At 54.2% G+C, this 16384-nt stretch carries 14 protein-coding genes; 8 read left to right on the top strand and 6 right to left on the bottom strand.

The window, feature by feature from the left end; genetic code table 11:
* Window positions 1-321: 321 nt before the first annotated feature.
* Together ACOTZP_RS06485 and ACOTZP_RS06480 are read left to right on the top strand one after the other, a co-directional pair.
* Entirely contained in the window at window positions 322-498 is a 177-nt protein-coding gene (locus tag ACOTZP_RS06485; RefSeq protein WP_023305308.1) for a hypothetical protein, read from the top strand.
* A gap of 416 nt (window positions 499-914) precedes the next feature.
* Complete coding sequence (locus tag ACOTZP_RS06480) at window positions 915-1274, top strand: DUF4156 domain-containing protein (RefSeq protein WP_023305310.1); 360 nt, start codon at window positions 915-917, stop codon at window positions 1272-1274.
* A gap of 21 nt (window positions 1275-1295) precedes the next feature.
* Here ACOTZP_RS06480 and ACOTZP_RS06475 read toward each other — a convergent pair whose 3' ends face one another.
* Together ACOTZP_RS06475 and ACOTZP_RS06470 are read right to left on the bottom strand one after the other, a co-directional pair.
* The gene (locus ACOTZP_RS06475) at window positions 1296-2147 is read right to left on the bottom strand and encodes an AraC family transcriptional regulator (RefSeq protein WP_023305311.1); all 852 of its coding nucleotides are present in this window, start codon (window positions 2145-2147) and stop codon (window positions 1296-1298) included.
* An 81-nt stretch (window positions 2148-2228) separates the two neighbouring features.
* Window positions 2229-3077 (bottom strand): SDR family oxidoreductase, encoded by an 849-nt coding sequence (locus ACOTZP_RS06470; RefSeq protein ID WP_023299152.1) that lies wholly within the window; start codon window positions 3075-3077, stop codon window positions 2229-2231.
* 84 nt (window positions 3078-3161) lie between these two features.
* Between ACOTZP_RS06470 and ACOTZP_RS06465 the strand changes: the two genes are divergently transcribed.
* Window positions 3162-3548 (top strand): winged helix-turn-helix transcriptional regulator, encoded by a 387-nt coding sequence (locus ACOTZP_RS06465; protein ID WP_126292045.1) that lies wholly within the window; start codon window positions 3162-3164, stop codon window positions 3546-3548.
* Window positions 3549-3641: 93 nt separating this feature from the next.
* On the opposite strand, the gene ACOTZP_RS06460 is transcribed toward ACOTZP_RS06465, so the two are convergent.
* Complete coding sequence (locus tag ACOTZP_RS06460) at window positions 3642-5585, bottom strand: bifunctional 2',3'-cyclic-nucleotide 2'-phosphodiesterase/3'-nucleotidase (RefSeq protein WP_058647069.1); 1944 nt, start codon at window positions 5583-5585, stop codon at window positions 3642-3644.
* Window positions 5586-5775: 190 nt separating this feature from the next.
* Between ACOTZP_RS06460 and cysQ the strand changes: the two genes are divergently transcribed.
* Window positions 5776-6516, top strand: a complete 741-nt coding sequence (gene cysQ / locus ACOTZP_RS06455; RefSeq protein WP_022646848.1) for a 3'(2'),5'-bisphosphate nucleotidase CysQ — start codon at window positions 5776-5778, stop codon at window positions 6514-6516.
* Here the strand turns inward: cysQ and ACOTZP_RS06450 are convergent.
* Window positions 6510-7067, bottom strand: coding sequence for a YtfJ family protein (locus ACOTZP_RS06450; RefSeq protein ID WP_171936245.1), 558 nt, complete (start codon window positions 7065-7067; stop codon window positions 6510-6512). The two genes, cysQ and ACOTZP_RS06450, sit on opposite strands and share 7 nt — an antisense overlap.
* Before the next feature lie 324 nt (window positions 7068-7391).
* Between ACOTZP_RS06450 and ACOTZP_RS06445 the strand changes: the two genes are divergently transcribed.
* Window positions 7392-7598: a DUF1107 domain-containing protein gene (locus tag ACOTZP_RS06445; RefSeq protein ID WP_003856054.1), complete on the top strand. Its 207-nt coding sequence runs from the start codon at window positions 7392-7394 to the stop codon at window positions 7596-7598.
* A gap of 335 nt (window positions 7599-7933) precedes the next feature.
* Window positions 7934-8341: a hypothetical protein gene (locus ACOTZP_RS06440; protein ID WP_271075060.1), complete on the top strand. Its 408-nt coding sequence runs from the start codon at window positions 7934-7936 to the stop codon at window positions 8339-8341.
* A gap of 82 nt (window positions 8342-8423) precedes the next feature.
* Here the strand turns inward: ACOTZP_RS06440 and ACOTZP_RS06435 are convergent, their stop codons facing one another.
* Both ACOTZP_RS06435 and msrA read right to left on the bottom strand, forming a co-directional pair.
* A complete protein-coding gene (locus tag ACOTZP_RS06435) occupies window positions 8424-9761 on the bottom strand; it encodes a hemolysin family protein (RefSeq protein ID WP_022646849.1) in 1338 nt (445 codons plus the stop codon).
* Between the two features lie 250 nt (window positions 9762-10011).
* On the bottom strand, window positions 10012-10653 hold the full coding sequence (gene msrA, locus ACOTZP_RS06430) for a peptide-methionine (S)-S-oxide reductase MsrA (RefSeq protein ID WP_003856057.1): 642 nt from the start codon (window positions 10651-10653) through the stop codon (window positions 10012-10014).
* Between the two features lie 224 nt (window positions 10654-10877).
* On the opposite strand from msrA, the gene tamA reads away from it, so the two are divergent.
* Together tamA and tamB are read left to right on the top strand one after the other, a co-directional pair.
* Window positions 10878-12611, top strand: a complete 1734-nt coding sequence (tamA, locus tag ACOTZP_RS06425) for an autotransporter assembly complex protein TamA (protein ID WP_271075059.1) — start codon at window positions 10878-10880, stop codon at window positions 12609-12611.
* Window positions 12608-16384 (top strand): autotransporter assembly complex protein TamB, encoded by a 3777-nt coding sequence (gene tamB / locus ACOTZP_RS06420; RefSeq protein ID WP_271075058.1) that lies wholly within the window; start codon window positions 12608-12610, stop codon window positions 16382-16384. Before tamA ends, tamB begins: the two co-directional genes overlap by 4 nt.

The following is a 16384-nucleotide window of genomic DNA, read 5'->3' as shown; positions in this document are numbered from 1 at the left end:
GTTCATTTCAAATCAGGCTTCACCAAAACAACCTGAATGCGTAAAATGTATATAACGTGTTGAATAATAGGTTGTTAAATCGTTCTGTTTACTTGCTACTTAACGCTCAGTATAGCCATTTTTACTACAGAACGAGGTGTCCCTTTTCGCTTTCACGTGTAAGGTTTTTCCTCTTTTTATCGTCACTGACTGATTTCCGTAACACGCAACTCTCCACGCAGGATTGTGGGACTTTTCCTACGTACATTGTCGCCAACGCTGATGTTATCCATTCGGCTGGTAAAATAAAATACAGTCAGTTCGATGTTGACAGGAAAACAAATGAAATTACATTTTTTAAAAAATGCGCTACTGCTGCTTTCAATAACGCTTTTTACCGGCTGTACGGCTAATTCATGGATTGATGCGGTTGGAAGTGTGTTAGAGGAGAAAGATAAATATGAGAAAGACTCGCGATCCAAAAGAATTAAGGCTGCCAATAAGGCAGCAGGCTACTAGATTATTTCAGGCGTGGTAAGCGTTTTTGATGGTTTTTCATTTTTTATCTGCACCATATTAATAGCCACAGCGAGCTGGCGATTATGTTTGTCTTACGATCGAACGTTAATGTAATAATTGTGATAAAACTATTTTTAGTCTGCTTAATGGCGGTGTTTGCACTAATGGTTGTAAACCCAAGCGCGATCTTTGGAAACAGGAGTAATGAAGAAATCAATGAAAGCGAAGACCATTATCGTGCTCAGGATTTAGCCCGGCAAAAACCGGTTTTATTTGTGACCGGCTTTAGATGAGGAATTATAATTCTTGAGTTGAATGTAACATTACTCTTTTATTGATACGCTATTTGAGTGATCGCGCGTGTATAACAAAAATGCCTGATAACTCATTTTATTTCAAAGGGATAAAATAAAGACATGAAAAAAAGAGCGATAGTATTATTCAGTATGGCGTTAACCGCATGCTCAGCAAATAACTTGAACCAGGGCGCTGAACGGGTACGTATTACTAATACTGAACCAACCGGCAATTGTACATTCCTGGGGGAAGTGACGGGCAGCCAGGGAAACTTCTTCACGGGTGGATGGACGTCAAACTCTAATCTTGAGACTGGCGCACGTAATGATTTAAAAAACCAGGCTTACAGTATGGGGGGTAACGTTGTCGTTATTCTTACGCAGCGAGCAGGGCAGACCGGGAGCGCCTACTTCGGCTCAGGTTCCAGCCAACAAACTAACGTCACGCTAAGCGGTACAGTGTATCGCTGCAATAACTGATAAATAATCTAAGCACAGTATTTAACGTGCAATAAAGCCCTGAGCCGTTAAGCGCGGCGAAACCTGCTTCTGGTAGCGCACGGGCGTAATGCCGTAGCGGCGGGTAAAGGCGCGGGTCAGGTGAGACTGATCGGTCAGCCCCGTTGCGGCGGCCACCTCGGCGGCAGGCATGCCGTGGGTGAGGAATGCTTTGGCGCGCCACAGCCGGATGGCCATCAGCATCTGGTGTGGGGTGACGTGAAAATGGGCCTTAAACTGGCGCTGGAAATGGTACGGGCTGAGCGACACGACGCTCGCCAGTTCGTCCAGGGTGAGCGCGCGCATATAGTTGTCGTGCAGATAGTCGCGAACGCGCTCGAAGCGGTGCGCGCCCTCCCGGGCTACCGGCGCGTGACGGGCCAGCGGCTGGAACGTCTCAATCAGATCCAGCAGCAACCCTTTTTGTGCCAGCGCATCGTTCGTATGCCAAAGGCCGTAAATCAGCTGGCCAATTTGCTGCGAGCGCAGCGGGTCGTGGCGGGTCACGTCGCTAAACCACCAGTGGCGAAGGCCGGTGACTTCTTCCAGCAGGTCGGGTTCGATATAGACCATCCGGTAGCGCCAGCCGCCTTCGGTGGCGGATTCGCCCGTGTGGATCTCGTCCGGGTTCATGGTCACGACCGATTTTTCAGCGGCTAAGTGTTGGGTTCCGCGGTAACGGAAGCGTTCGGCGCCGGTTTCAATGGTGCCGATACCGAAGGCTTCATGCGTGTGAGGCTCAAAGGCGTAGTCAGCAATATGCGCGTGATATAGCTCCAGACCCGGCAACTGCGCCAGATGGCGAAAGCGCGCGCTGTCTCTCTCATCAGTAAACTGTTCCGGTACGCCTTGCACGGTGAGCCTCCTTGTGGGTCATCGCTTCATTATCCGAGATGACCCGAAGGGATGCCACAAAAAATAACCAATTCTTAACAATTACAGAATGGCTTTGATGCTCTCCGCCAGCGGCGTGGTCGGACGGCCAATCAGTTTGCTCAGGGTACGGCTGTCGTCAAACAGGCCGCCTTTGGACGCGCCGGTATCGGAATCCGCCAGCATCTCCGCCAGCCCGGCAGGCAGACCAACGCCTTTCAGTGCAGCGGCATAATCGGCTTCGCTGAGGTTCTGATACGTTACCGGCTTACCGCTCTGCTTGCTAAGCTCCGCAGCCAGTTCGCTCAGCGTCCAGGCATTGTCACCTGCCAGTTCATACACCTTGCCGGCGTGACCCTCTTCAGAAATCACTTTTGCCGCAGCCGCCGCGTAATCCGCACGGGTCGCAGAGGCAATTTTGCCTTCGCCTGCGGCACCTATAAATACGCCGTGTTCCAGCGCTGGCGGCGCGCTTGCCAGGTAGTTTTCGGTGTACCAGCCGTTGCGCAGCAGGGCGTAAGGCACGCCTGAAGCCGCCAGTGCATTTTCGGTTTCGACGTGCTCAACGTGCAGACCCAGCGGGGATCTGTCCGCATGCAGCAGGCTGGTATAGGCGATGAATTTCACCCCGGCGGCTTTGGCGGCGTTTATCACGTTCTGGTGCTGTACGGCGCGCTGGCCCACTTCGCTGGAGGAGATAAGCAGCAGCTTATCCACGCCGTTCAGGGCGGTGGTGAACGCGGCCTGGTCGGTATAGTCCGCCTGACGTACCACAATTCCCCGCTGGCTTAAGGCGTCGGCTTTTGCCGGGTTACGCACAATAGCCACGATCTGACTGGCCGGAACGGTTTTCAGCAGTTCTTCAATAACGTGTTGGCCAAGCTGGCCGGTTGCGCCGGTAATCGCGATCATGATGAATCTCCTTCGTGTTTGTCTGGTGTTGTGGCACACTATCACCATAACTAACTTTTAGTAAGTACGCACAAAAAGGTAAGTATGAAAACACCGATACCGACGCTCAGCGAGCAAATGCGCGATGGCAATCTCTTTGCAGAACAGTGCCCGTCACGGGAAGTGCTCAAACATGTTACCAGCCGCTGGGGCGTGCTGATCCTGGTGGCGTTACGTCAGGGGACGCATCGTTTTAGCGATCTGCGCCGCAAGCTGGGCGGTGTGAGCGAGAAGATGCTGGCCCAATCGCTTCAGGCGCTGGAGCAGGACGGGTTTGTCGATCGCGTGTCGTATCCGGTCGTACCGCCGCATGTGGAGTATAGCCTGACGCCGCTGGGGCTACAGGTGAGCGAGAAGGTGGCCGCGCTGGCCGACTGGATTGAGGTCAATACGCCGCAGGTGCTGGCGAATAGGGACGAGCGTGCGGCATGAAATGCCGGGTGGCGGCTTCGCCTTACCCGGCCTACCCGCAATCCTCGATCCCGTAGGCCGGGTAAGCGCAAGCGCCACCCGGCACAATCATCGCTACCTGCTCAAATCCACCTGATAAATCGCGAACCCAATATCATCCGTCGCGACCTGTTTCATCGGATACTGCGCCTTATCCTTGATAAACGCGGCTGCTTTATCGGACGGTGATGTCTCAAAGCGAATATCCAGCGTCGTGTCGCTGTGGATCGGCGCCAGACGCCAGTTGTTATCCACCGCCGGATGAATTTCACCCGCTTTTTTCGACTCCGCGCTAATCCACGCCGCCAGCACCGAACGGTTCTCATCCGGCGAGGCAAAGGCGATGTGGCTGTCACCCGTACCGGCAAACTTACCGCCATAGGCGCGGTAGTTGTTGGTCACCACCAGGAAAGAGGCATTCGGATCAATTGCTTTGCCGTTGAAGGTCAGGTGTTTGATGCGTTCTGCCTGCGGATTAATGGCCTGACATTCGCCGTCATATTTCGCGGGCTGGGTTACATCAATCTGATATTCCACGCCGTCGATCACGTCGAAGTTGTAGGTGCGGAAACCGTCCCAGTTTATCAGCGACTGCGGTTTGCTGCTGTGCGGATCGATCTGGTTGAACTGTCCGGCAGAGCATTCCAGCCACTCCTTCACCTCTTTCCCGGTGGCTTTCACCACCACGAGGGTGTTGGGATAGAGGTAGAGATCGGCGGCATTACGGAAGGTCAGCTGGCCTTTTTCCACCTCAACGTAGCTGGCCGGATCGTTCTTACGCCCGCCCACTTTGAATGGCGCCGCGGCAGACAGAACCGGCAGATTGGCCAGATCCGGATCGCCCTGAATATAGTGCTCGGCATAGGCTTTCTGCGCCATGTTGACTACCTGCACGGTCGGGTCATCCTGTACCAGCGCGAGGAAGCTGTACATGTTATCAGCCGATTTACCGATCGGCTTGCTGACAAATTCACGCGTTGCGTCGTGGTCATGCTTCAGGACATCGACCAGCTTTTTATCTTCTTCGGCCAGGGATTTTTTTGCAGCGGCATCATAAATCGGACGCGCTTCCGCTTTCGACTGCGTGACTTTCCAGCTCCCGCTGTCGTTATTCAGCACCAGATCTACCACGCCAAGGTGGTCGCCCCACATGCCCGGCATCACCGATGGCACACCGTTGAGCGTCCCTTTTTCGATGTCCGCGCCTTTGATACTGGCGAAATCATTGCCCGGGAAGACGGCGTGGGCGTGACCAAACAGGATCGCATCGACGCCCGGTACCTGGCTGAGGTAATACACGGAGTTCTCAGCCATCGCCTGATACGGGTCGGCCGAGAGGCCAGAGTGGGCCACAACGACCACCACATCTGCGCCTTTCGCCCGCATCTCCGGCACGTATTTGCGCGCCGTTTCGGTAATGTCGTTGACGGTTACTTTCCCGTCGAGGTTGGCTTTATCCCACGTCATGATCTGCGGCGGCACAAAGCCGATATAGCCGATTTTCAGCGTCTGTTTTTTACCATCCTGGTCGACAACCTCGGTCTCTTTAATCAGGTAAGGGGTAAAGAGCGGCTTTTTCGTCTTAACGTCGATGATATTGGCATTAACGTACGGGAATTTTGCTCCTGCCAGCGCATCGTGCAGGTATTTCAGGCCGTAGTTAAATTCGTGGTTGCCCAGGTTGCCGACGGCATAGTCCAGCGTATTCATTGCCTTATAAACAGGATGGATCTCGCCTTTCTTCAGCCCCTTCGCCGCCATGTAGTCGCTGAGCGGGCTGCCCTGAATTAAGTCCCCGTTATCGACCAGCACGCTGTTTTTCACTTCACCGCGGGCGGCGTTGATCAAACTTGCCGTACGTACCAGTCCGAATTTTTTGACAGGCGTATCTTTGTAGTAATCGAAGTCCATCATGTTGCCGTGCAGATCGGTGGTTTCCAGAATGCGGAGATCCACCGTCGCTGCCTGAACGCTTGCCGCAATCAGCGTTGCCAGGAGCGTTGCGCTAAACTTAATCATCTGAGGAGTCCTTTTTTCGATCCAAGCCACAAAAGAGTATGTATGTAGTATTTGTTGCTTACAGAAGTGTGAATGCTGCCAGAAAAAAGAACGCTGAAACCAGAATTGCTTCACAGATAGCGGAATTGTTCACATTACGATATAACTAAAACAATAAGTTATGCCCACTGCGTTAACGAAGAGGTGGAGAATGTTAGATCAAATTTGTCAGCTCGCACGGGATGCGGGTGATGCCATTATGCAGGTGTACGACGGTGCGAAACCGATGGATGTTGTCAGCAAAGCGGACGACTCCCCGGTGACGGCGGCGGATATCGCGGCGCATACGGTGATCCTGAAAGGTTTGCAGACCCTGACGCCGGATATTCCGGTCCTTTCTGAAGAAGCGCCCCAGGGCTGGGACGAACGTCAGCACTGGCAGCGTTACTGGCTGGTGGACCCGCTGGACGGCACGAAAGAGTTCATCAAGCGTAACGGTGAATTTACCGTGAATATCGCCCTGATTGAAAAAGGAAAGGCGGTGCTTGGCGTGGTTTATGCCCCGGTGATGAAGGTGATGTACAGCGCGGCGGAAGGTAAAGCCTGGAAGGAAGAGTGCGGCGTGCGTAAGCAGATCCAGGTGCGAGATGCCCGTCCTCCGCTGGTGGTGATCAGCCGCTCGCACAGCGACAGCGAGCTGGAGGAGTACCTGCAACAGCTGGGGGAACACCAGACGACGTCGATTGGCTCGTCGCTGAAGTTCTGTCTGGTGGCGGAAGGGCAGGCGCAGTTGTACCCCCGTTTCGGGCCGACGAACGTCTGGGATACGGCGGCAGGGCATGCGGTGGCTGCGGCCGCAGGCGCGCATGTGCATGACTGGCAGGGTAAGCCACTGGACTACACCCCGCGCGAGTCGTTCCTCAACCCTGGCTTCAGGGTGTCACTTTACTGAGCCAGTAGCTTATGCAGCAGGGCTACTACCTGCTGCACCTCATCCTGCGTCAGCGCGCCGTCTTTAACCCACTGTACGCGACCGTTTTTGTCCAGCACAACAATCGCTGAACTCTCTTCTTCCAGCTGCCACGCCTTACGCGTCACGCCGTTGCTGTCGACAATAAACTGCGACCAGGGATAGAGCTTCTTATTGCTCTCAAGGCTTGAGCGCACAAACATCCCGGAGCCGGGAATCGCGTCGTCGGTATTCACGATGGTGGTGGTCTGGTAGCGATCGTGCGGGAGTTTTGCGGCCTTGATCGCTTCCACGAGGGTGGCGTTTTTCTCTTTAGCGGATGTACGTCCGGCAATATGCTGTACAACTCTCACTTTGCCCGCAAGCTGCGCGCTATTCCAGGCTTTGTAGCTAAACTTATCATTGTCGAGAATCAATTCTCCCCGGTCAGCAATGCCGACCGGCGGGACACGTTGTCCTTTTTCAAGGTTGTGTGCGGAAGCCATCAGCGGCAGCAACAGGCAAGCTGCTGCCAGGAGGTTACGTAGGGTCATGGTGTTTCCTTATTGTGAGCAGGTGATCCGACCACTTGGTCATGCGCTTTTAATCATAAGTGCGATCAATGGGCTTTTCCCGCAATCCCGATGCCAGTTTGCGGGCGAACGCACATATCCACGCAAAAACGACGGCATATACTGCTCTGTATCACGCTTTGCAAAGATTATTCTGAATAATTGTAATCAAACGGTAAATAAACTTATGCACACTGGGTAAGTACGAGGTTCTGGTCTATAGTCATTGGGCATCAAAATTTGCGCTCAGGACAGTCGGGCCGATTGTGGCACCGCAAGGGCGTATGATTCGCAGGAGATACAAGAATGAAAATTTTCCAACGCTACAACCCGCTTCAGGTGGCGAAGTACGTGAAGATCCTGTTCCGTGGACGGTTGTATATCAAGGATGTTGGCGCTTTTGAGTTCGATAAGGGCAAAATCCTTATCCCGAAAGTGAAGGACAAACAGCACTTGTCTGTGATGTCCGAAGTCAACCGTCAGGTTATGCGTCTGCAAACTGAGATGGCTTAACCAACGTGCTATGCAGTAGTAGTTAAAAAGACGGCTCCCGATGGGAGCCGTTGATGTTTGTGGGGCCAGTCCAGAGACATACCCTGAAGCAGATAGTTTTGACATGGCGTTATTTGTATTAACGGGCATAACCATGAATTGATGAAGTTTTTCTTAAAATCTTTTTCAGTGCTAAAAATTGATATAAAACATTAAAAACTTGGATCACTATTGGTCTTATTATCCATGGCATAAACAATACCCCTATACTTTTTATAAGCGAGTTGTAAAGAGGTCAGCTTTAACTGTTGGCTGAGAAGGGAAGCCGTTACGCATGGAAAATAAATGGAATAATTATGCATCGAGATCTGGTTTTTAAAAATAAGAATATATTTGTGTTATTTATGTTAGCTACCATAGGATATGGGATTTGGCGCATGCTTGGTGACTTTTTTTACCTTGAGCAGACTATAGTTTATCGGCATGCCGTAGCTGATAAGTCTATGTTGTATATCACGGAAAGCAACGCGGGTGCGACGACTTCTTTCGTATATAAATATTATCTTTACACGGCACAAAAGACCGATGAGGTTTTTTTAGAAGACATTAAAAATGGTTATGAACCTTTCCTTGTCACCACTGATCCTGGCGTGAAAGTTAGCATTGAAGACAGAACGATTTTTCTTAAAGTAAGCGGGGATATTTTTAAATTTAATAATATCGCAGGCTCTGCCTTTATTTATCTCAATTCGTCCCCCTTCTAAGGACTTAAAAATTATTTAAATTACATAAACGGCAGCTTCCGTTTTAAAACAAAAAGGGCAGCTCACCGCTGCCCTTCATAAATTACGCCGACACCTTATCTTCCGCATCTGGCAGCTTCGGTACCAGCACGGTCGGTTTACTATCAATGCGCGTTACCAGCAACTGGTCGATGCGGTAGTTATCAATATCCACCACTTCAAACTTGAAGCCAGAGAATTTCACCGAGTCGGTACGTTTCGGGATCTTACGCAGCATAAACATCATAAAGCCGCCGATGGTCTCGTAGTTTCCGGACTGCGGGAACTCGTCGATGTCGAGCACGCGCATGACGTCTTCAATCGGCGTACCACCATCGATCAGCCATGAGTTCTCATCACGCTGCACAATTTGCTCTTCCAGCCCCTGGCCGACCAGGTCGCCCATCAGCGTCGTCATGACGTCGTTGAGGGTGATAATGCCCACCACCAGCGCATATTCGTTCATGATCACCGCGAAGTCTTCACCGGCGGTTTTGAAACTTTCCAGCGCTTCGGAGAGCGTCAGGGTGTCCGGCACAATCAGGGTGTTACGGATCTGCACGCCGCTGTTCAGTGCCAGGCTCTGGTTTGCTAGCACGCGGTTCAGCAGGTCTTTGGAGTCCACATAGCCGATGATATGGTCGATATCTTCGTTACAGACCAGGAACTTGGAGTGCGGATGCTGCGCCACTTTGGTCTTCAGGCTCTGCTCGTCTTCATGCAGATCGAACCAGATGATGTTCTCACGGCCGGTCATGGAGGACGGCACGGTACGGGATTCCAGTTCGAAAACGTTCTCGATCAGCTCGTGCTCCTGCTTGCGCAGCACGCCTGCCAGCGCCCCGGCTTCCACCACCGCATAAATATCGTCGGAGGTGATGTCGTCTTTACGCACCATCGGCAGCTTGAAGATGCGGAAAATGACGTTCGCCAGGCCGTTGAAGAACCACACCAGCGGACGGAAGACATACAGGCAGAAGCGCATCGGGTTGATGATACGCAAAGCCACAGCTTCTGGCGCAATCATACCGATGCGTTTCGGGGTCAGGTCCGCGAATAGAATGAACAAACCGGTGACCAGCGAGAAGGAGAGGATGAAGCTCAACTGCTCGGCCAGCTCTGCGGACATGTACTTTACAAAGAGGCTATAAAACGCCGGAGAAAATGCTGCATCGCCCACGATACCGCCAAGAATGGCGACCGCGTTCAGGCCAATCTGCACCACGGTAAAGAACATGCCTGGGTTTTCCTGCATTTTCAGAATGCGTGATGCGTTGATGTTGCCCTCGTCGGCAAGCAGCTTCAGTTTGATTTTACGGGAGGCAGCCAGCGAGATCTCCGATATCGAGAAAAATGCACTGACGGCAATAAGACAAAGTATTACTAAAATACTGTTTAACATAGTTTATCCGGCTTCTCGCCAGATCCTCAGAAGGGGAGTTGATACCATTCGTGTGAAGACACATTGAACTCAGCTCGTAGCGTTGAGCCGATTATTTCAGCGGTAGTATAGCGTAAAGGCGTGTAAATCTGCCAGAGGTCACGTTTTCGGCAAAAAGTGGCCGGATGAAAAGGCAGAGAGTGGTTAAGTAATGAACTGACACTTTTGCTTACAGGCGCGCCACGCGGCTCGCGTGGCGCTGATGTTGTAATCAGTCCTGCTGTGGAGGCAGACAGACGCCGATGCCGCCAATGCCGCAGTAGCCGTACGGATTTTTATGCAGGTACTGCTGGTGGTCGTCTTCGGCATAGTAGAACGGTTTCGCAGTAGCGATTTCCGTCGTGACCTGACGTTTATCACCGGCTGCCTGCATCGCTTCCTGGAAACGCGTCAGGCTGGCGTGGGCCGCAGCCTCCTGCTCAGGGGTGAGCGGATAGATGGCCGAGCGGTATTGGGTGCCGTGATCGTTACCCTGACGCATGCCCTGCGCCGGGTCATGGTTTTCCCAGAACACCTGGAGCAGCTGTTCATAGCTGATGACGCTCGGGTCATACACCACACGCACCGCTTCAGCATGACCGGTCTCACCGGAACAGACTTCGCGGTAGGTTGGGTTAGGCGTATATCCTCCGGTGTAGCCCGCAGCGGTGCTGTACACGCCCGGCAGTTGCCAGAACAGGCGTTCTACGCCCCAGAAGCAGCCCATGGCAAACAGGGCGATCTCCATTCCATCAGGAACGTTTGTCATTGAATGGTTGTTTACGGCGTGTAATGTCGCCACTGGCATAGGGGTGTTGCGTCCCGGTAACGCATCGGCTTGTGATACCAGATGCTTTTTATCAAATAAACTCACGGTGGGGCCTCCGGGGTAGCGTTGTTTCGGTTAAGGTTGTCACGAAGCGTTTAATTGAACACAATAAATGCGATGAATGAGTCTAGATTTAATCATAAGAAATATTTGGGTGTTAGGCCCTTTTTCAACCCGTAATTTGGGTTTTTGGCTTTCAGGCCGTATTTTGCCGCGGAGCGGCACTGCATTTGCTTCCAGGGTGGAAACAGGGATATTCAGGAGAAAACGTGACAAAGATCCGCCAGTTATGTTTAGTCAGTTTAATGCTGACAAGCGGGATTGCCAGCGCGGCGAATGTCCGTTTGCAGGTTGAGGGGTTATCCGGGGCGCTGGAAAAAAACGTGCGTGCGCAGCTTTCCACCATCCAGAGCGATGAAGTCACGCCGGATCGGCGTTTTCGCGCGCGCGTGGATGACGCCATTCGCGAAGGCTTAAAGGCGTTGGGGTACTACGAACCCACCATTGATTTCGATTTACGCCCGCCGCCGGCTAAAGGACGTCAGGTATTGATTGCCCGCGTCTCGCCGGGAGAACCCGTCCTGATTGGCGGCACGAACGTGGTGCTGCGCGGCGGTGCACGCACGGATCGTGACTACCTGGATCTGCTCAGCAACCGCCCGAAAGTGGGCACCGTGCTTAATCACGGGGATTACGATCGCTTTAAAAAATCCTTAACCAGCGTTTCGCTGCGCAAAGGCTACTTTGACAGCCAGTTCAACAAAAGCCAGCTGGGCGTTGCGCTTGAACGACGTCAGGCATTCTGGGATATCGATTACGACAGCGGCGAGCGCTATCGGTTTGGCGATGTAACCTTTGAAGGATCGCAAATCCGTGATGAGTATCTGCGAAACCTGGTGCCGTTTAAAAAGGGCGACTACTACCAGTCCAGCGACCTGGGCGAGCTGAACCGTCGTTTATCTGCCACCGGCTGGTTTAACTCCGTGGTGGTGGCACCGCAATTTGATAAATCCCGTAAAACGAAAGTGTTACCGCTGCATGGCGTGGTCTCACCGCGCACCGAGAACACCATTGAGACCGGTGTCGGCTACTCCACGGATGTCGGCCCGCGCGTGAAAGCCTCGTGGAAAAAACCGTGGATGAACTCCTACGGTCACAGCCTGACCACCAGCCTCAGCCTGTCTGCGCCTGAACAGCAGCTGGACTTCAGCTATAAAATGCCGCTGCTGAAAAATCCGCTTGAGCAATACTACCTCGTGCAGGGCGGCTTTAAGCGTACCGATTTGAACGATACCGAGCAGGATTCGACGACGCTTGCGGTATCACGCTTCTGGGATCTCTCCAGCGGCTGGCAGCGCGCCATTAACCTGCGCTGGAGCCTTGACCACTTTACTCAGGCAAACGTCACCAACACCACCATGCTGCTTTATCCGGGCGTGATGATCAGCCGTACCCGCTCGCGCGGTGGCCTGATGCCGACCTGGGGCGATTCACAGCGCTACTCCATCGATTATTCCAACTCCGCCTGGGGCTCAGACGTGGATTTCTCCGTCGTGCAGGCGCAAAACGTCTGGATCCGTACCCTCTACGACAAGCACCGCTTTGTGGTTCGCGGCAACCTGGGCTGGATCGAAACCGGTGACTTCGAACGCGTTCCGCCAGATCTGCGTTTCTTCGCCGGGGGCGACCGCAGCATTCGCGGCTATAAGTACAAATCGATCTCACCTGAAAACGAGAAAGGCCAATTGACCGGGGCCTCTAAACTGGCGACCGGCTCGCTGGAGTATCAGTACAACGTCAGCGGCAAATGGTGGGGCGCCATGTTTGTCGACAGCGGCGAGGCGGTGAACGACATCCGCCGCAGCGATTTCAAAACCGGCGCGGGTGTGGGCGTGCGCTGGCAGTCACCGGTCGGGCCGATCAAGCTCGATTTCGCCGTTCCGGTGGGCGACAAAGAAGAACACGGTTTACAGTTTTACATCGGTCTGGGGCCTGAATTATGAGTTTATGGAAGAAGATAAGCCTCGGGGTGCTGATTTTTATCGTATTACTGCTCGGTACGGTGGCATTTCTGGTGGGTACCACCACGGGCCTGCATCTGCTGTTTAACGCCGCGAACCGCTGGGTGCCAGGGCTGGAAATCGGCCAGGTGACGGGCGGCTGGCGCGATCTGCGCCTGAATAATATTCGTTATGAACAGCCCGGCGTGGCGGTGAACGCGGGCGAATTTCATCTGGCGGTAAAGCTCGGCTGCCTGCGGGACAGCCAGCTGTGCGTAAACGATCTGTCGCTAAAAGACGTTAACGTGGCGATAGACTCCAAAAAAATGCCGAAGTCTGAGCCTGTCGAGGAAGAGGACAGCGGCCCGCTGAATCTCTCCACGCCGTACCCGATTGCGCTCTACCGGGTCGCGCTGGATAACGTCAATATCAAAATCGACGACACGACGGTATCCGTGATGGATTTCACCTCCGGTCTGCGCTGGCAGGAGAAAAACCTCACCCTGACCCCAACCTCCCTGCAAGGGCTGCTGATTGCGCTGCCGAAGGTGGCCGACGTGGCGCAGGAAGAGATCGTCGAGCCGAAGATCCAGAACCCGCAGCCGGAAGAAAAACCGCTGGGTGAAACGCTGAAAGATCTCTTCTCGAAACCGGTTCTGCCGGAGATGACCGACGTGCATCTGCCGCTGAACCTCAATATCGAAGAGTTTAAGGGCGAGCAGCTGCGTCTGACCGGCGATACCGATCTGACGGTCTTCAACATGCTGCTTAAAGTCAGCAGTATCGACGGCAACATGAAGCTCGACGCGCTGGATATCGATACCAACCAGGGGTCGGTAAACGCCTCAGGCAATGCGCTGCTGCGCGATAACTGGCCGGTAGATATTACCCTTAACAGCGCCCTGAACATCGATCCGCTGAAAGGCGAGAAGGTGAAGGTGAAAGTCGGCGGCGCGCTGCGCGAGAAGCTGGAGTTCGGCGTGAACCTCTCCGGCCCTGTGGATATGGTACTGCGCGGGCAAACCCAGCTGGCAGAGGCTGGTCTACCGCTCAACCTTGAGATTGTCAGCAAGCAGCTTTACTGGCCGTTCACCGGTGAAAAGCAGTTCCAGGCCGACGATCTAAAGCTGAAGCTGAGTGGCAAAATGACCGACTACACGCTGTCGTTCCGTACGGCAGTGAAGGGGCAGGGAGTACCGCCCGCCGATATTACTCTGGATGCGAAGGGTAACGAGTTGCAGGTTAACCTCGACAAGCTGACCGTGGCGGCGCTGGAAGGGAAAACCGAGCTGATCGCGCTGCTCGACTGGCAGCAGGCGATCAGCTGGCGCGGCGAGCTGAAGCTGACCGGGATCAACACCGCTAAAGAAGTCCCGGACTGGCCGTCAAAACTGAATGGTCTGATCAAAACCCGCGGTAGCCTGTACGGCGGCACCTGGCAGATGGACGTGCCGGAACTCAAGCTCACCGGTAATGTGAAGCAGAACAAAGTCAACGTAGAGGGCTCGCTTAAGGGCAACAGCTATCTCCAGTGGGTGATCCCGGGCCTGCACGTGGCGCTGGGCCGCAACACGGCAGATATCAAAGGCGAGCTGGGGGTGAAAGATCTCGATCTGGATGCCACCATCGACGCGCCAAATCTCGATAACGCCCTGCCGGGTCTTGGCGGGACGGCGAAGGGGTTAGTGAAGGTTCGCGGTACAGTGGAGGCGCCGCAGCTGCTGGCGGACATCACCGCCAATAACCTGCGCTGGCAGGAACTTTCCATTGCCCGCGTGCGCGTCGAAGGGGACGTGAAATCCACCGATCAGATCGGCGGAAACCTGGACCTGCGCGTGGAGCGTATCTCCCAGCCGGACGTGAACATCAGTCTGGTTACGCTGGCGGCAAAAGGTAACGAAAAGCAGCACGATCTCCAGCTGCGCGTGCAGGGCGAGCCGGTCTCCGGGCAGCTGCACCTGACGGGCAGTTTTGACCGCCAGGCAACGCGCTGGAAGGGCGTGCTGGATAACACCCGCTTCAGCACGCCGGTCGGCCCGCTGGTGCTGTCCCGATCCATCGCGCTGGACTACCGCAATGCGGAGCAAAAGATCAGCATTGGGCCACACTGCTGGACCAACCCGAATGCTGAGCTGTGCGTGCCGCAGACCATTGATGCGGGCGCGGAAGGACGCGCGCAGATCAACCTCAACCGTTTTGACCTGGCGATGCTGAAACCGTTTATGCCGGAAACCACCCAGGCCAGCGGGGTCTTCAGCGGTAAAGCGGACGTCGCGTGGGACACCACTAAAGAGGGACTGCCGCAGGGCAGCGTTACCCTCTCCGGGCGTAACGTGAAGGTGACGCAGGAGGTCAATGACGCGCCGCTGCCGGTGGCGTTCGACACCCTGAATGTGAACGCTGACCTGCGTAACAATCGTGCGGAACTGGGATGGCTTATTCGTCTGACCAACAACGGTCAGCTTGACGGACAGGTGCAAATTACCGATCCGCAAGGGCGGCGCAATCTCGGCGGCAACGTCAATATTCGCAACTTCAACCTGGCGATGGTGAATCCGATTTTCTCGCGGGGAGAAAAGGCGGCGGGGATGCTCAGCGCCAACCTGCGTCTGGCGGGGGATGCGCAAAGCCCGCAGCTGTTTGGCCAAATGCGGTTAAACGGCGTGGACATTGACGGTAACTTTATGCCGTTCGATATGCAGCCAAGCCAGCTGACGATGAACTTTAACGGCCAAAGCTCAACCCTCAGTGGCTCAGTGCTGACACAGCAGGGACAAATCAACCTGAATGGTGACGCAGACTGGAGCCAGCTCGACAACTGGCGCGCCCGTATTGCGGCCAAGGGCAGCAGGGTGCGTATCACGGTACCGCCGATGGTGCGCCTGGACGTGTCGCCAGACGTGGTCTTTGAGGCAACGCCGAGTCTCTTCACCCTGGACGGCCGCGTCGACGTGCCCTGGGCGCGCATCGTGGTTCACGAAGTGCCGGAAAGCGCGGTTGGCGTCTCCAGTGATGAAGTTATGCTCAATGAAAATCTGAAACCTGTTGAACAGAAGAGCGCTGGCATACCGATCAATAGTAATCTTATTGTGCACGTGGGGAATAACGTGCGTTTGGACGCGTTTGGGCTGAAGGCGAGACTCACGGGTGACCTGAAGGTGGCGCAGGATCAACAGGGGCTTGGCCTCAATGGACAAATCAATATTCCTGAAGGGCGCTTCCATGCCTACGGTCAGGATTTGATTGTGCGTAAAGGTGAGCTGCTGTTCTCCGGCCCACCGGATCAGCCGGTACTCAATATCGAAGCGATCCGTAACCCGGAAGCCACCGAAGATGATGTGATTGCGGGCGTGCGCGTGACGGGCTCCGCCGATGAACCTAAGGCAGAGATCTTCTCTGACCCGGCCATGTCGCAACAGGAAGCGCTCTCCTACCTGCTGCGCGGCCAGGGTCTGGATAGCCAACAGGGCGATGGTGCGGCAATGACATCGATGTTAGTCGGTCTGGGGGTTGCACAAAGTGGTCAGGTTGTGGGTAAAATCGGCGAGACGTTTGGCGTAAGCAATCTGGCGCTGGACACTCAGGGCGTGGGTGACTCTTCGCAGGTAGTGGTCAGCGGCTATGTACTGCCGGGTCTACAGGTAAAATATGGCGTGGGGATCTTTGACTCACTGGCTACACTCACGTTACGTTATCGCCTGATGCCTAAGCTATATCTGGAAGCAGTGTCCGGCGTAGACCAGGCACTTGATCTGCTCTATCAGTTTGAGTTTTAG

Origin of the sequence: Enterobacter cloacae complex sp. SYL001 (assembly GCF_049237025.1) — a bacterium.
In the GTDB taxonomy this organism is placed as follows: domain Bacteria; phylum Pseudomonadota; class Gammaproteobacteria; order Enterobacterales; family Enterobacteriaceae; genus Enterobacter; species Enterobacter intestinihominis.
Note: the sequence above shows the minus strand (reverse complement) of the source record. Positions and strands in the feature narration are given on the sequence as shown.

Excerpts from the sequence above, each read along its gene's own strand:
- ACOTZP_RS06485 (WP_023305308.1), top strand. The coding sequence starts at position 322 with ATGAAATTACATTTTTTAAAAAATGCGCTACTGCTGCTTTCAATAACG.
- ACOTZP_RS06480 (WP_023305310.1), top strand. The coding sequence starts at position 915 with ATGAAAAAAAGAGCGATAGTATTATTCAGTATGGCGTTAACCGCATGC.
- ACOTZP_RS06470 (WP_023299152.1), bottom strand. The coding sequence starts at position 3,077 with ATGATCGCGATTACCGGCGCAACCGGCCAGCTTGGCCAACACGTTATT.
- ACOTZP_RS06465 (WP_126292045.1), top strand. The coding sequence starts at position 3,162 with ATGAAAACACCGATACCGACGCTCAGCGAGCAAATGCGCGATGGCAAT.
- ACOTZP_RS06460 (WP_058647069.1), bottom strand. The coding sequence starts at position 5,585 with ATGATTAAGTTTAGCGCAACGCTCCTGGCAACGCTGATTGCGGCAAGC.
- cysQ (WP_022646848.1), top strand. The coding sequence starts at position 5,776 with ATGTTAGATCAAATTTGTCAGCTCGCACGGGATGCGGGTGATGCCATT.
- ACOTZP_RS06450 (WP_171936245.1), bottom strand. The coding sequence starts at position 7,067 with ATGACCCTACGTAACCTCCTGGCAGCAGCTTGCCTGTTGCTGCCGCTG.
- ACOTZP_RS06445 (WP_003856054.1), top strand. The coding sequence starts at position 7,392 with ATGAAAATTTTCCAACGCTACAACCCGCTTCAGGTGGCGAAGTACGTG.
- ACOTZP_RS06440 (WP_271075060.1), top strand. The coding sequence starts at position 7,934 with ATGCATCGAGATCTGGTTTTTAAAAATAAGAATATATTTGTGTTATTT.
- ACOTZP_RS06435 (WP_022646849.1), bottom strand. The coding sequence starts at position 9,761 with ATGTTAAACAGTATTTTAGTAATACTTTGTCTTATTGCCGTCAGTGCA.
- tamB (WP_271075058.1), top strand. The coding sequence starts at position 12,608 with ATGAGTTTATGGAAGAAGATAAGCCTCGGGGTGCTGATTTTTATCGTA.